General features: G+C 56.9%; 12 protein-coding genes. 5 read left to right on the forward strand and 7 right to left on the reverse strand.

Features of this window, described 5'->3' with window-relative positions:
- Positions 1 to 88: 88 nt before the first annotated feature.
- The 5 genes from ABIC80_RS01935 to ABIC80_RS01955 form a co-directional block, all read right to left on the reverse strand.
- Entirely contained in the window at positions 89 to 1,645 is a 1,557-nt protein-coding gene (locus tag ABIC80_RS01935; RefSeq protein ID WP_200133330.1) for a cyclic di-GMP phosphodiesterase, read from the reverse strand.
- 169 nt (positions 1,646 to 1,814) lie between these two features.
- Positions 1,815 to 2,378, reverse strand: a complete 564-nt coding sequence (gene mepS / locus ABIC80_RS01940; protein ID WP_023479708.1) for a bifunctional murein DD-endopeptidase/murein LD-carboxypeptidase — start codon at positions 2,376 to 2,378, stop codon at positions 1,815 to 1,817.
- A gap of 422 nt (positions 2,379 to 2,800) precedes the next feature.
- Positions 2,801 to 3,502, reverse strand: a complete 702-nt coding sequence (locus ABIC80_RS01945; RefSeq protein ID WP_429175209.1) for a phosphatase PAP2 family protein — start codon at positions 3,500 to 3,502, stop codon at positions 2,801 to 2,803.
- Between the two features lie 43 nt (positions 3,503 to 3,545).
- A complete protein-coding gene (locus tag ABIC80_RS01950; RefSeq protein WP_429175213.1) occupies positions 3,546 to 4,523 on the reverse strand; it encodes a CobW family GTP-binding protein in 978 nt (325 codons plus the stop codon).
- 114 nt (positions 4,524 to 4,637) lie between these two features.
- Positions 4,638 to 6,104: a mannitol dehydrogenase family protein gene (locus ABIC80_RS01955; protein ID WP_429175216.1), complete on the reverse strand. Its 1,467-nt coding sequence runs from the start codon at positions 6,102 to 6,104 to the stop codon at positions 4,638 to 4,640.
- Between the two features lie 205 nt (positions 6,105 to 6,309).
- Between ABIC80_RS01955 and uxuA the strand changes: the two genes are divergently transcribed.
- Complete coding sequence (gene uxuA / locus ABIC80_RS01960; RefSeq protein ID WP_429175219.1) at positions 6,310 to 7,500, forward strand: mannonate dehydratase; 1,191 nt, start codon at positions 6,310 to 6,312, stop codon at positions 7,498 to 7,500.
- Between the two features lie 69 nt (positions 7,501 to 7,569).
- On the opposite strand, the gene yeiP is transcribed toward uxuA, so the two are convergent.
- A complete protein-coding gene (gene yeiP, locus ABIC80_RS01965; RefSeq protein WP_023479652.1) occupies positions 7,570 to 8,142 on the reverse strand; it encodes an elongation factor P-like protein YeiP in 573 nt (190 codons plus the stop codon).
- A gap of 167 nt (positions 8,143 to 8,309) precedes the next feature.
- Here yeiP and ABIC80_RS01970 point away from each other — a divergent pair, with 167 nt between their 5' ends.
- From ABIC80_RS01970 to fruA, 4 genes are all read left to right on the forward strand, one after another.
- The gene (locus ABIC80_RS01970; RefSeq protein WP_263754708.1) at positions 8,310 to 8,564 is read left to right on the forward strand and encodes a YkgJ family cysteine cluster protein; all 255 of its coding nucleotides are present in this window, start codon (positions 8,310 to 8,312) and stop codon (positions 8,562 to 8,564) included.
- Positions 8,565 to 8,823: 259 nt separating this feature from the next.
- On the forward strand, positions 8,824 to 9,954 hold the full coding sequence (gene fruB, locus ABIC80_RS01975; RefSeq protein WP_263754321.1) for a fused PTS fructose transporter subunit IIA/HPr protein: 1,131 nt from the start codon (positions 8,824 to 8,826) through the stop codon (positions 9,952 to 9,954).
- Entirely contained in the window at positions 9,955 to 10,893 is a 939-nt protein-coding gene (fruK, locus tag ABIC80_RS01980) for a 1-phosphofructokinase (RefSeq protein ID WP_023479738.1), read from the forward strand.
- A 16-nt stretch (positions 10,894 to 10,909) separates the two neighbouring features.
- The gene (gene fruA / locus ABIC80_RS01985) at positions 10,910 to 12,604 is read left to right on the forward strand and encodes a PTS fructose transporter subunit IIBC (protein WP_200133325.1); all 1,695 of its coding nucleotides are present in this window, start codon (positions 10,910 to 10,912) and stop codon (positions 12,602 to 12,604) included.
- 252 nt (positions 12,605 to 12,856) lie between these two features.
- Here the strand turns inward: fruA and nfo are convergent, their stop codons facing one another.
- Entirely contained in the window at positions 12,857 to 13,717 is an 861-nt protein-coding gene (gene nfo, locus ABIC80_RS01990; protein ID WP_094421072.1) for a deoxyribonuclease IV, read from the reverse strand.
- Positions 13,718 to 13,729: the final 12 nt, after the last annotated feature.

Consider the following 13,729-nt stretch of genomic DNA (forward strand, 5'->3'; position numbering starts at 1 on the left):
TGGATCCCTTTTACCGCAATGCGACGGAGGCGTGAATTTTTCTGCTTGAATAATAGGGGAGGGATCGGCGGTTGTGAACTCTTTCCGCCTACAGCCGGGCAGTAAATGTCGGCGGTCGCCAGTCGATAAACTGCTGCAGCGTCATCGGGCGGCTGAAAAAGTAGCCTTGCAGGTAGTGCACGCCGCGATCGCGCAGCCAGCGCACCTGCTCCGGCGTCTCCACCCCTTCCGCCACGGTACGCATATTGAGCCGTTTCGCCAGCGTCAGCACGGCGTCAAGCACCGGTGAGGTGACGGTCTCCGTGCCGATGGCGTTAACAAAACCGCGATCGATCTTCAGGAAATCGAGGGTGAAGCGCTCAAGGTAGATCAGCGCACTATGACCGGTGCCGAAATCATCAATGGCGATCTCAAACCCTTCATCATGCAGCCACTGGAAGATCTTATTGACCTCATCGTGGTTGAGCATATCGCGCTCGGTGATCTCCAGCACCACGCTGAAGTAGTGAGGGGGAAGCGAGAGAGCAAACTGCTGCATATCTTCTTTAAAGCTCGGCGAATGCAGATGACCGGGCGCAATATTGACGCCCATTTTCACCCCTTCCGGCAGCAGCGTTTTTAAAACCGGCGCATCGCGGGCGATAAGCTTAAACAGATGCAGAGTCAGCGGCACAATTAACTGCTGCGCTTCGGCAAAATGAATAAAGGCATCTGGCGGAATTTCGCCGGCGGTCGGGTGCTTCCAGCGCATTAATACTTCAAAACCGGTCACTTTTAACTCTGCACCGCTGACTACTGGCTGATAGACCACATAAAACTGGTCGCGCTTAATTGCCGTGAGGATCTCCCGGCCGGGGCGCAGATGGATCGCGAGCATGGCAGCGCTCAGCAGACCGGCAAGCATACCGACAGTGGCACCCAACAGCAGTGCGAACTGCAGATCTTCCACTCGCCATTTATCAGCGTAGAGATAGAGCCTGACCGGCGAGCCTTCAACCTGCGCGCTCAGGTAGGGCGTTTGATGCAGGGCACTTAACAGCAGTGGTCTGCCTGCGAAGGTAGTCAGCGCGCGATCGCCGATACCGAGCGCAAGGCCGTTAAGATCGGGCATCTGCGTGGTGTAAAGCATATAGGGCGCGAGGTTGATATTGAGCGTGGCGAGTACGCCGCGGTTATCCAGCAGCGGGCTGCGAAACCAGAGCGCAATCACCGGCTGCGTCGGCATCATCGGCGTACCGGGTAAAATCACCATATCGGTGGTTTTATTAATATCGATACCTGGAATCAGCCGTTTCATCGGCTCATCCATATCGCCGGTGGCCGACGAACAGTAGGCGTGCTGATCTTTTACCAACAGAAAGGCGCGCACATTCTGGCTGAAGGCGGCTTTCGAGGTGAGCTCGCTGGCAGCCTCTTCGCAGCTGTTGAGCGTAAGCGGGTGCAGCGATTCTGCCGCGGTGCGGATAGTGCTGAAGTAACTGGCATAAGAAGCCTGAATGCTGCTCAGAAGGGTATCGTAGCGCGCTTCACGCTTTTGCTGCTCCAGCCAGAACTGAATACCGCCAACCAGCAGGGCGACAAGCGCGCCGGTCAGCAGGCTGATAAGCACAACGCGTCGATTAACGGTGACGTTACGGGTAAGCATGATGCTGAGCCTATGTGAGCGGTTCATCATATTTCGCCTATAAAGCGGGGGATATAAGCGAAATAAAACCCGGAAAGTTTCGTATAGCATATTGCAGGCACAAAAAAACACCGCCGAAGCAGTGTTTTTTATAACTTTACGCCAGCCAAGGGTAACTGGCATAAAGCGATTAGCTGCGTGTCAGGATGCGTCGCGCTTCGTTATAGCGCTTCTTCCAGTATGGCTCATCAAGGTTAGAAATCATCACACCACTGCTGGTGGAGGCATGAACAAACTGGTTATTACCAATGTAGATGCCGACATGACGTCCGGTAGAGCCTGCACGGAAGAGAACCAGATCGCCGGTGCGCAGACTGGTGCGCGAAATAGACTTACCGGTTTCCTGCTGTTCCCATGTGGAACGCGGCAGCTCTAAACCAAACTGTTCGCGGAAGGTGCGCTGCACAAAGCCAGAACAGTCGATGCCTTTCTTGGTGTCGCCGCCGAGACGGTAGCGAACGCCTTTCCAACTTGCATACTGATCCATAAGCCGGTTTTTAACATCCAGATTACGTACCAGGTTTTCAAATTCATCCTGAGAGGCTTGCAGTGAAGAGCTATCTTCGGGCACAGCATGCGTCTCAGGATGCATATTCTTGGCGGTATTTGTTGAACAAGCTGAAAGCAGAACCGCTACTGCGATCGCGGGTATCGCCCGCACGATATATCTCAAGATCGGCTGAGACTTGACCATGTTGCTTATTTTCCCTTGAAGTCCTTAACGATAATATCGTTATGAAAAATGCTAAACGCAGCGAGATTAATTATCTGAATGTTTCAAGACAAATACTCGAGCCAGAATTTGTGGCGAGACGCACAAATTACCGCGCAGAGAGTAAAAGAGCACTCTTTGCGACAAGACGGACCGAGGTTACCTGAACATCTAATGCAAGGCGAGTGCTTTTCATCACTTTTTTATAAGAAATTGTGATACAGAAAGTGAATTTATGCGTTTGGTCAATAAATGGACGAATAAAGAGAAATAGCGGGCAAAATGCTCTTTTTAAAGGCGATTGAGTTGGCTAAAAAGTGACACAATCAGGCATCCGCCGGGAATTTACATTAAGGACGCTAATGATCGCCTCTTCCCGGCGGCGCTAAATGTTATTCAAGTGTTTAAATTTTGTGTTTCCCGGGCAAATAGCGATCAAATAACGCCACGATCTTATCGCTCAGTGGCGTTATCAGACACCAGGGCAGGCCAATCAACACCGCAGAGAGTGAACCGACGGCAATATCCGTAAACCAGTGCGCGCCAATCATTACCCGGGGGAAAGCAAATATGACAAATATAAGTATCCCGATGGCGAATGCTTTTTTACCGAAATAACGCAGCATCACCGAGGCAAAAATCAGCAGCATCATTCCGTGGTCGCCCGGGAAGCTATCTTTCGAGGCATCTTTCGTCGGGAAGTTGAGCAGATCGCTCACCCGATAAGTGTCGGTAAAGGAGATCGACGGGCTGGCGCGCTTCACCGGCATCATATGCTGCGCAAGCTGGTTGATCACCAGCGCCAGCAGCAGCATGGTCAGGCCAATCATCACCACACGCCGACGTCCGGCCGAATCTGCCGGCAGCCAGAAAGAGAGCATCAGACAGCCCATCGCCACCAGCGAACAGGCATCAAACGCGCGGTTGTTGGTTAGGGCCACAAACCATAAGTAGGCGCGATTCTCGGCGAGGCCATGGTTGAAAAAGTGGAAAATCGCTGAATCGAGCGGGAACCAGAAACCATGATTTACTGGCAGATACCAGGAGAAAAACAGCGCGAGGCCAGCAGCATTCAGCAGCACGATGAGAGGCAGTCGGGTTTTCATTTTGCAGGCTCTTTTAGGTTTAAGGGACGCCACGGTAGTCTGGCTAACTTAAACGAAGCTTCAACAGCGCTGATTGAAGCGTGTTCCAGTCAGCCTCGCTGTCGGTGATTAACTCTATCCGGCTATCGGGTGGCGCAACGTTTTGCGTCTCAATATGCAAATCCTGACCCTGGCGGTTTACGCGCAGCAACCCTTCGGGAATACGCATTACCCCTTTTACCCGCGACACCGGTGCAAGCCGCGCCCACTCCAGCAGACCAATAGTGTCGAAAACCGTATCGGCATCGAAAATCCAGCCGCAGGCATGATGCCCCTGGCCGCTATTCAAATTGCGACGCCAACGCTGATGCGCCGGTAAACTCAGTGCCGCCAGCCCCTTTTTCTCACCGTGCGCGTGATCGTGCGCGGCGCTCTCTGGCAGGGCGCGCAGATTACGGCGCGGTTGGTCGAGCAGGCTGCCATCAATCGCCCCCTGCGTGGCGTTTACCCGCAGGCGATCGCCGCCAAACTCAGCCCACCATGCGTCAAATGCCTGCTGGCTCTCGGCGCTGGCGCGATCCTCTTTATTCGCAACGATAATATCCGCTGCCGCTAACTGGTCGCGGAAGTTCTCATTGTTCAGCGCTTTCTCATCCAGCAGCTGGCGCGGGTCGAGCAGGCAGAGCGTGGCGCGCAGATCGATCCACGGCTCGTAGACCGGGGCGGTAAGCATATCGAGGATCTGCTTCGGGTGGCCCAGCCCGGTCGGTTCAATCAGCAGGCGATCGGGTTTGCCCTGACGCAGCAGGGTATTGAGGCCGACCTGCATCGGCAGGCCGTTGACGCAGCACATGCAGCCGCCGGGGATCTCTTTAAGCAGCGCGCCGCTGTCGCTGAGCAGGGCACCATCAATGCCGACTTCGCCAAACTCATTCACCAGCACCGCCCACTTCTCCTGCGGATCTTTATGGGCCAGCAAATTCAGAATGGAGGTGGTTTTGCCGCTTCCGAGAAAGCCGGTAATCAGATTGGTCTTCGTCACAGGAACTCCGCGTCATCAAAAAGCACAAGCGGACAATCCTGGCGAAAAAAAGCCAAAAAGAGAAGAGCGCGGACGGCGCATCGCACTATCCGTCCGCGTTGAGGGCAAAAAATGTTAAGGGTTGACCGCCTGCTGCACCGCGCCGTGTGCGCCGAGGGTATCAATAGCGCGCCAGGCCTGGCTGATGGCATCGACAAACACCGGGTTATGCGGCAGATCGTTGCCGAAGATCTCTTTCAGCGTCAGCAGCGCCGTAACGCGCTCGTCGCTGCTGCTGGTCTCAACGATGGCACGGATTTTATCCGCCAGCGGATCGCGAATATCAATGGTCTCGCCCGCATCATCGACGCCGCTGACATAGCGCATCCAGCCCGCGACGCCAAGTGCCAGCAGCGGCCAATCGCTCTGGCGCTGAAGATGAATACGGATCCCGTCCAGCAGGCGCTGCGGCAGCTTCTGGCTACCATCCATCGCAATCTGCCAGGTGCGGTGTTTCAGCGCCGGGTTAGCAAAGCGCTCAAGCAGGCTGTCGGCATAGGCATTAAGATCAACGCCTTTGATGCGCAGCGTCGGTGCTTGCTCATTGAGCATCAGCTGGCGCGCCGCCGCACGGAAGGCCGCGTCCTCCATACACTCATTAATATGGGCAAACCCGGCGAGATAACCTAAATAGGCGAGGAAGGAGTGGCTGCCGTTCAGCATGCGCAGCTTCATTTGCTCCCACGGCTGCACATCTTCCACTAACTGCACGCCCGCGGTTTCCCACGCCGGACGCCCGGCGACAAAGTTATCTTCGATTACCCACTGAATAAACGGCTCGCAGCTGATGGCGCAAGGGTCGAAAACGCCGAGCACGTCGGCAATCTCCGCCAGCGACTCGTCGGTCGCCGCCGGAACAATGCGATCGACCATGGTGGCCGGGAAGCGGACATGCTCCGCTATCCACTGCGCCAGCTCCGGCGAGCGGGTTTGTGCCATCCCGAGCACGGCGTTTTTCACCACGTGGCCGTTGTCAGGAATGTTGTCACAGGAGAGCACGGTAAAGGGCGGCAAACCGCGCTCGCGGCGGCGGTGCAGGGCTTCTACCAGAATGCCCGGCGCAGAGTGCGGCTCATGCGGGTATTTCAGATCGTGCTCAATACGCGGCTGGGTGAGATCAAGTTCACCGCTGGCCGGGTCGATGCAGTAACCCTTTTCGGTGATGGTCAGGGAGACAATCGCCACCTGCGGCTCGCAGAACTTCTCAATAATCGCCGCTAGCGTGTCGAGTTTGGCATTCAGGCACTCGTTCACCGCGCCAATAATAATCGGTTGATTTCCGTCGGCGCCTTTCTCCAGCACCGTATAAAGATGCTCCTGCTCGCGCAGCTGCGACATTAAAACATCGCCGCTAAACAGACTGATTTCGCAAATGCCCCAGTCGCCGCCTTGCGCATTCAGCACCCGGTCGGTTAATAACGCCTGATGGGCGCGGTGAAAGGCACCAAAACCGAAGTGGACGATGCGCGAACGGAGCTGGCTGCGATCGTACTGAGGCTGTTGCACCGAAGCGGGCAGCGTGGCGGAGGCAATTGTTTTCATCTCTATACACCTGATTAACCAATAATTAACAATAGCAGTGTAAAGTTATATGACAGCAAAAAGAATTGGTATGCCTTAAATATCCGGGGAATGTGAGCTGGATCAATCATTGCTGTGGCAGGATTTGACCGCTATCCATAAGCATGTATGGTAGTCGTCATGTTTCACGTTGTATTGGTATAACAACTTTTTTGAGGGGAAGACGATGGAACAAACCTGGCGTTGGTATGGACCGAACGATCCGGTTTCTCTTGATGATGTTCGTCAGGCAGGCGCGACCGGCGTGGTCACCGCTCTGCACCACATTCCGAACGGCCAGGTGTGGCCGGTGGAAGAGATCAAAGCCCGCCAGGCCCTGCTGGCTGAAAAGGGGCTTTACTGGTCCGTTGTCGAAAGTATCCCGGTACATGAAGAGATCAAAACCCACTCCGGCGACTGCGACAAATGGATTGCCAACTATCAGCAGAGCATCCGCAATCTCGCCGCCTGCGGGATTGATACCGTCTGCTACAACTTTATGCCGATCCTTGACTGGACGCGCACCGACCTGGAATACCAGCTGCCGGATGGCTCACGCGCGCTGCGCTTCGACCAGATAGCCTTTGCCGCGTTTGAGCTGCATATCCTTAAACGCGAAGGGGCGCAGGACGATTACAGTGACGAGGAGCAGCGTCAGGCGCAGGCCTATTTCAATGCGATGAGTGATGCGGAAGTGGAAAAGCTGACGCGCAATATCATTGCCGGTCTGCCGGGTGCGGAAGAGGGCTATACGCTGGATCAGTTCCGCGCGCGTCTGGCGGAGTATGACGGCATCGACAAAGCGCAGCTGCGCGAAAATATGGCCTCTTTTCTGCGTGCCATTGTGCCGGTGGCGCAGGAAGTGGGCGTGCGGCTGGCGGTTCACCCGGACGATCCGCCGCGTCCGATCCTCGGCCTGCCACGCATTGTCTCTACTATCGAAGATATGCAGTGGCTGAAAGAAGCGGTGGACAGCATCAACAACGGCTTTACCATGTGCACCGGCTCCTACGGTGTGCGTGCGGATAACGATCTGGTGCGGATGATCGAGACCTTCGGCGATCGCATTCACTTTACTCATCTGCGCGCCACCTGCCGCGAAGAGAACCCGAAAACCTTCCACGAAGCGGCGCACCTGCAGGGTGATGTCGATATGGTGTCGGTGGTGGCGGCAATCCTTAGCGAAGAGCAGCGCCGTAAGAAAGCAGGCGATCTGCGCCCGATCCCGTTCCGCCCGGATCATGGTCACCAGATGCTTGACGATCTGCATAAGAAAACCAACCCCGGTTACTCGGCGATTGGCCGCCTGAAAGGGATGGCGGAAGTGCGCGGCGTTGAGCTGGCGCTGAAGAAGACGCTGTTCCGCGACCTGCTGTAATAGCCGCGGGTAAACGCTCTGCTCGCTTTCGCGGGCGAAAAAAAAGCCTCCATGCGGAGGCTTTTTTATTTAATCAGCGCGGCCCATATAGCGGCGCTCTTCGATATGAATGCGGATCTTCTCGCCGGTGGTCAGGTACTCCGGCACCTGCACCACCAGGCCAGTGTTCAGCGTGGCAGGCTTGGTACGGGAGCTGGCAGATGCGCCTTTGATGCCCGGTGCGGTTTCAACGATTTCAAGATCCACGGTCTGCGGCAACTCGAGCGCCAGCAGCTGGCCATCCCACAGCAGCACCTGCATATCCGGCATGCCGCCTTCCGGAATAAACAGCAGCTCATCTTCAATCTGATCTTTGGTAAAGGTATAGGGCGTGTAATCTTCTTTATCCATGAAGACGTATTCGTTGCCGTCTACATAGGAGAAGTCAACGAAACGGCGGTTCAGGGAGACGGTATCAACAATGTCGTCGCCTTTAAAACGCTCTTCAACTTTCAGGCCGGTGCGGACATCAGCAAAGCGCATTTTATACAGCGTTGCTGCGCCACGGGCGCTCGGTGACTGAATATCAATATCTTTTACAATCAGCAGCTTGCCGTTGTAGTTCAGCACCATACCTTTTTTGATTTCGTTCGCTCTTGGCATTGCCAGGTTCCTGTAAAAAAGAAATTCACCAAAATATCGCGACAAACTACTCGCGAGGGCCTTTTCAGGCAAGGGGAATTGCTGAGTTTTGCGTTGGATGGGCAAAAGATGATAGCGTGCCTCGCAGCGCGCTATTTCAGCGCGTCGACGCCAATAAGAGAGCCGCTATGCACTGCCGCCCGGACTGCGGAGCCTGCTGTACCGCCCCGTCCATTACCAGCCCGATCCCCGGCATGCCCAACGGTAAACCGGCCAACACGCCCTGCGTTCAGCTTGATGAACATCAGCGCTGCAAGCTTTTTGGTTCGCCACTTCGGCCAACAGTGTGCGCCGGCCTGCAGGCAGGCCTGGAGATGTGCGGTTCAACGCGCGAACAGGCGATGATCTACCTCCTCGATCTCGAACAGCAAACCGCGCCGTAATACCTTTCAAAGCTGAACAGGCTGAAGGCGATAAGCTGACGGCCAAATCCGCGTCAGCAAATTTCCCTTAACGGACTGTAAAATGTGCAGTGCCTCAAAATTCTTAAATGCCAAATGAGAGATTTCTTGATCGTTGAGCAAAAAAGGTCAAGACTCCTTGAAACGTTTCAGCGTCATCGCATTGTCTCTGAACCACGGCGGTGACGTAACCTTTCTTATGTAAGCTGAAACGATTCAATTTCAGCGGGAGACGAGTCACATGTTCCAGTTATCCGTTCAGGACATCCATCCAGGCCAGCAGGCCGGTAATAAAGAAGAGGCCATCCGCCAGATCGCGGCGGCACTGACCGAAGCCGGCAACGTGGCTGAAGGCTACGTCGATGGCATGCTCGCACGCGAGCAGCAAACCTCCACCTTCCTTGGCAACGGCATCGCCATTCCGCACGGCACCACCGACACGCGCGACCAGGTGCTGAAAACCGGCGTCAAAGTTTTCCAGTTCCCGCAGGGCATCCTGTGGAGCGAAGGGCAGGTGGCCTATGTTGCTATCGGTATCGCCGCCAGCTCTGATGAACACCTCGGCCTGCTGCGCCAGCTGACGCACGTGCTGAGCGATGACGCCGTCGCCGCGCAGCTGCAATCCGCGACCACCGCTGAAGAGCTGCGTGCGTTGCTGATGGGCGAAAAGCAGAGCAGCGCGCTGAAGCTGGATAACGAAACCCTGTCGCTGGACGTCAACGCCAGCTCGCTAATGACGCTGCAGGCGCTGAACGCCGCGCGTCTGAAAGAGGCGGGCGCGGTAGACAGCGTCTACGTCACCCGTGCTATTAACGAACAGCCGCTGAACCTCGGCCAGGGCATCTGGCTGAACGACAGCGCCGAGGGCAACCTGCTGAGCGCAGTGGCCGTCAGCCGTGCCGCCACGCCGTTTGACGTGGAAGGTGAAAACGCCGCCGTGCTGGTGAGCGTCGCGATGGCCGATGAGCAACCCGTTGCCGTGCTGAAGCGCCTGAGCGATCTGCTGCTGGCGAATAAAGCTGACCGTCTGCTGAATGCTGATGCCGCCACGCTGCTGGCGCTGCTGACCAGTGATGACGCGGTTGCGGACGATCTCCTCAGCGAAGAGTTTGTTATTCGTAACGAGCACGGCCTGCATGCCCGTCCGGGCACCATGCTGGTCAACACCATTAAACAGTTCAATAGCGAAATCACCGTCACCAACCTCGATGGTTCAGGCAAACCGGCAAATGGCCGCAGCCTGATGAAAGTGGTTGCGCTGGGCGTGAAGAAAGGACACCGCCTGCGCTTTACCGCACAGGGCGAAGATGCTGAACAGGCGCTGAAAGCGATTGGCGACGCCATCGCCGCGGGCCTGGGAGAGGGAGCGTAAATGAGCAGAAGAGTCGCAACAATTACTTTAAACCCGGCCTACGATCTGGTGGGTTTCACCCCGGAAGTCGAGCGTGGCGAAGTCAACCTGGTGCGCACCACCGGGCTGCACGCCGCCGGTAAAGGGATCAACGTCGCCAAAGTGCTGAAAGATCTGGGTATCGACGTCACCGTGGGCGGTTTCCTCGGTAAAGATAACCAGGACGGTTTTCAGCAGCTGTTCAGCGAGCTGGGCATTGCCAACCGTTTCCAGGTGGTGCAGGGGCGTACGCGCATCAACGTTAAGCTGACCGAGAAAGATGGCGAAGTGACCGACTTTAACTTCTCCGGTTTCGAAGTCACCCCGGCCGACTGGGAGCGTTTCGTCGCCGACTCGCTCACCTGGCTTGGTCAGTTTGATATGGTCTGCGTCAGCGGCAGCCTGCCGTCCGGCGTCAGCCCGGAAGCCTTTACCGACTGGATGACGCGCCTGCGCAGCCAGTGCCCGTGCATCATCTTCGACAGCAGCCGTGACGCGCTGGTTGCCGGGCTGAAAGCCGCGCCGTGGTTAGTGAAACCTAATCGTCGCGAGCTGGAGATCTGGGCCGGTCGTAAACTGCCGGAATTGCAGGACGTTATTGAAGCCGCTCACGCGCTTCGCGAGCAGGGGATCGCCCACGTGGTGATTTCGCTGGGCGCAGAAGGGGCGCTGTGGGTCAACGCTTCGGGTGAATGGATCGCCAAACCGCCGTCAATGGAAGTGGTAAGCACCGTTGGCGCAGGGGATTCGATGGTTGGCGGCCTGATTTACGGCCTGCTGATGCGTGAGTCCAGTGAGCACACTTTACGCCTGGCCACCGCTGTCGCTGCACTGGCGGTCAGTCAGAGTAACGTAGGGATTACCGATCGTACCCAGTTAGCCGCGATGATGGCGCGCGTTGACTTAAAACCCTTTAACTAACAGCAGGAGAGGCATAATGAAAACGCTGCTGATCATCGACGCTGAACTCGGACAGGCCCGTGCCTATATGGCAAAAACCCTGCTGGGCGCGGCGGCGCAAAAAGCGAATCTGCAATTTGTTGATAACCCTGGCGACGCGGAACTGGCGATCGTGCTGGGTAGCCAGCTGCCGAACGACGCGGCGCTGAGCGGGAAAAAAGTCTGGCTGGGCGATATTAATCGCGCGGTTGCGCACCCGGAGCTGTTCCTGAGCGAAGCGAAGAACCACGCCGCGCCTTACAGCGCTCCGGCTGCTGCACCTGCGGCGGCAGCTCCGGCCGCTGGGCCGAAACGTATTGTTGCCGTGACCGCCTGTCCGACCGGCGTCGCACACACCTTTATGGCGGCAGAAGCTATTGAAACCGAAGCGAAAAAACGCGGCTGGTGGGTGAAAGTTGAAACGCGCGGCTCCGTGGGCGCAGGCAATGCCATCACCCCGGAAGAGGTGGCGCAGGCGGATCTGGTTATCGTCGCGGCGGATATCGAAGTGGACCTGGCGAAGTTTGCCGGCAAACCGATGTACCGCACCTCGACGGGTCTGGCACTGAAGAAAACGGCGCAGGAGCTGGATAAAGCGGTAGCGGAAGCGAAACCGTACCAGCCATCCAGCAAAGGGCAGTCTGAATCTTCAGAAGGTAAAAAAGAGAGCGCGGGCGCCTATCGTCACCTGCTGACCGGCGTCTCTTACATGCTGCCGATGGTGGTGGCGGGCGGTCTGCTGATCGCACTCTCCTTCGCCTTTGGTATTACCGCGTTTAAAGAAGAGGGCACGCTGGCGGCGGCGCTGATGAAGATCGGCGGCGGTACGGCGTTTGCGCTGATGGTGCCGGTACTGGCGGGCTTTATCGCCTTCTCGATTGCCGACCGTCCGGGTCTGACTCCGGGTCTGATCGGCGGTATGCTGGCGGTGAGCACCGGGTCTGGCTTTATCGGCGGTATCATTGCCGGTTTCCTTGCCGGTTACATCGCGAAAGCGATTAGCAAAGGCTTTAAGCTGCCGCCAAGTATGGAAGCGCTGAAACCGATTCTGATTATTCCGCTCTTCTCCAGCCTGATTGTTGGCCTGGCGATGATCTACCTTATCGGTACGCCGGTAGCGAAAATCCTCGCGGGTCTCACCTCCTGGCTGCAAACCATGGGTACGGCGAACGCCGTTCTGCTGGGCGCGATCCTCGGTGGCATGATGTGTACCGATATGGGCGGTCCGGTGAACAAAGCGGCCTACGCCTTTGGTGTCGGGCTGCTGAGTACGCAAACCTACGCGCCGATGGCGGCGATTATGGCGGCCGGTATGGTGCCACCGCTGGCGATGGGGCTGGCAACGCTGGTTGCACGCAACAAGTTCGACAAAGGTCAGCGTGAAGGGGGCAAAGCAGCGCTGGTGCTGGGTCTGTGCTTTATCTCTGAAGGCGCGATTCCGTTTGCGGCGCGCGATCCGATGCGTGTTATTCCGTGCTGTATCGCCGGTGGCGCGCTGACGGGTGCCATTTCGATGGCGATTGGCGCCAAACTTATGGCACCGCACGGTGGTCTGTTCGTGCTGCTGATCCCGGGTGCTATCACCCCGGTGCTCGGTTACCTGCTGGCGATCGTTGCCGGTACGCTGCTGTCGGGCCTGCTGTATGCCCTGCTGAAACGTCCGGAAACGGAGATGGCCGCGAAAGTTGCCTGAGCCGTAGAAACAGAAAAAGGCCGCTAAGCGGCCTTTTTTTATGCCCGCAAGAGGGCAGGGATTTTGCTTTTGTAGCCTGATAAGCGAAGCGCCATCAGGCCTTGCGCCATTGCCGGATGGCGGCGAACGCCTTATCCGGCCTACAGGTGGAGATGGTTTGGTGTCGTAGGCCTGATAAGCGCAGCGCCATCAGGCATTACGGCTTTGCCGGATGGCGGCGTACGCCTTATCCGGCCTACGGTTCGCAGGGGATTATCCGGCGGTGGTTTCCGCGTATTGCTGCGCTTTCAACCACGCTATCTCTTCCACCCAGATATCCGGGTTAACGGTCTCGAGGATCAGCGGAATGCCGTCGAAGCGCGTGTCGCGCATAATCCAGCGAAACGCATCGTGACCGATGTTGCCTTCGCCGAGGCTGTGATGGCGGTCAACCCGGCTGGCAAAGCCGCTTTTCGCATCATTCAGGTGCATCCCGCGCAGGTATTTAAAGCCCACCACGCGGTCAAACTCGGCAAAGGTGGCGGCGGTTGCCTCTTCGCTACGCAGATCGTAACCGGCGGCAAACGCGTGACAGGTATCAATACAGACGCCGACGCGGGATTTATCCTCCACGCCCTCGATGATCGCCGCCAAATGCTCAAACCGGAAGCCGAGGTTGCTGCCCTGACCGGCGGTGTTCTCAATCACTGCAGTGACGCCTTCGGTCTGCGCCAGCGCAATATTGATGGATTCGGCAATGCGCGCGAGGCACTTCTCTTCCGGGATCTGCTGCAGGTGGCTGCCGGGGTGGAAATTGAGCAGCGTTAGCCCAAGCTGCTGACATCGGGAAAGCTCATCAATAAACGCCTCGCGGGATTTCTCCAGCGCCTCATCAACCGGATGACCGAGGTTAATCAGGTAGCTGTCGTGGGGCAGGATTTGCGCCGGGGAGTAGTTGTGCGCTTCGCACGCGGCTTTGAACGCATCAATCGTTTCCGTGGTTAACGGCGCGGCGCGCCATTGACGCTGATTTTTGGTAAACAGCGCGAACGCCGTTGCGTCCAGCTCGGCGGCGCGGATGGCCGCATTTGCGACGCCGCCTGAGGCGCTAACATGCGCACCAATGTATTTCATAAACACTCCTGT

Source organism: Kosakonia sp. 1610 (genome assembly GCF_050435845.1).
Lineage (GTDB): Bacteria > Pseudomonadota > Gammaproteobacteria > Enterobacterales > Enterobacteriaceae > Kosakonia > Kosakonia cowanii.

Coding starts and splice junctions, on each gene's coding strand:
- ABIC80_RS01970 (WP_263754708.1), top strand. CDS start 8,310: ATGCACTGCCGCCCGGACTGCGGAGCCTGCTGTACCGCCCCGTCCATT.
- mepS (WP_023479708.1), bottom strand. CDS start 2,378: ATGGTCAAGTCTCAGCCGATCTTGAGATATATCGTGCGGGCGATACCC.
- uxuA (WP_429175219.1), top strand. CDS start 6,310: ATGGAACAAACCTGGCGTTGGTATGGACCGAACGATCCGGTTTCTCTT.
- ABIC80_RS01955 (WP_429175216.1), bottom strand. CDS start 6,104: ATGAAAACAATTGCCTCCGCCACGCTGCCCGCTTCGGTGCAACAGCCT.
- fruA (WP_200133325.1), top strand. CDS start 10,910: ATGAAAACGCTGCTGATCATCGACGCTGAACTCGGACAGGCCCGTGCC.
- ABIC80_RS01945 (WP_429175209.1), bottom strand. CDS start 3,502: ATGAAAACCCGACTGCCTCTCATCGTGCTGCTGAATGCTGCTGGCCTC.
- nfo (WP_094421072.1), bottom strand. CDS start 13,717: ATGAAATACATTGGTGCGCATGTTAGCGCCTCAGGCGGCGTCGCAAAT.
- fruB (WP_263754321.1), top strand. CDS start 8,824: ATGTTCCAGTTATCCGTTCAGGACATCCATCCAGGCCAGCAGGCCGGT.
- ABIC80_RS01935 (WP_200133330.1), bottom strand. CDS start 1,645: ATGCTTACCCGTAACGTCACCGTTAATCGACGCGTTGTGCTTATCAGC.
- yeiP (WP_023479652.1), bottom strand. CDS start 8,142: ATGCCAAGAGCGAACGAAATCAAAAAAGGTATGGTGCTGAACTACAAC.
- fruK (WP_023479738.1), top strand. CDS start 9,955: ATGAGCAGAAGAGTCGCAACAATTACTTTAAACCCGGCCTACGATCTG.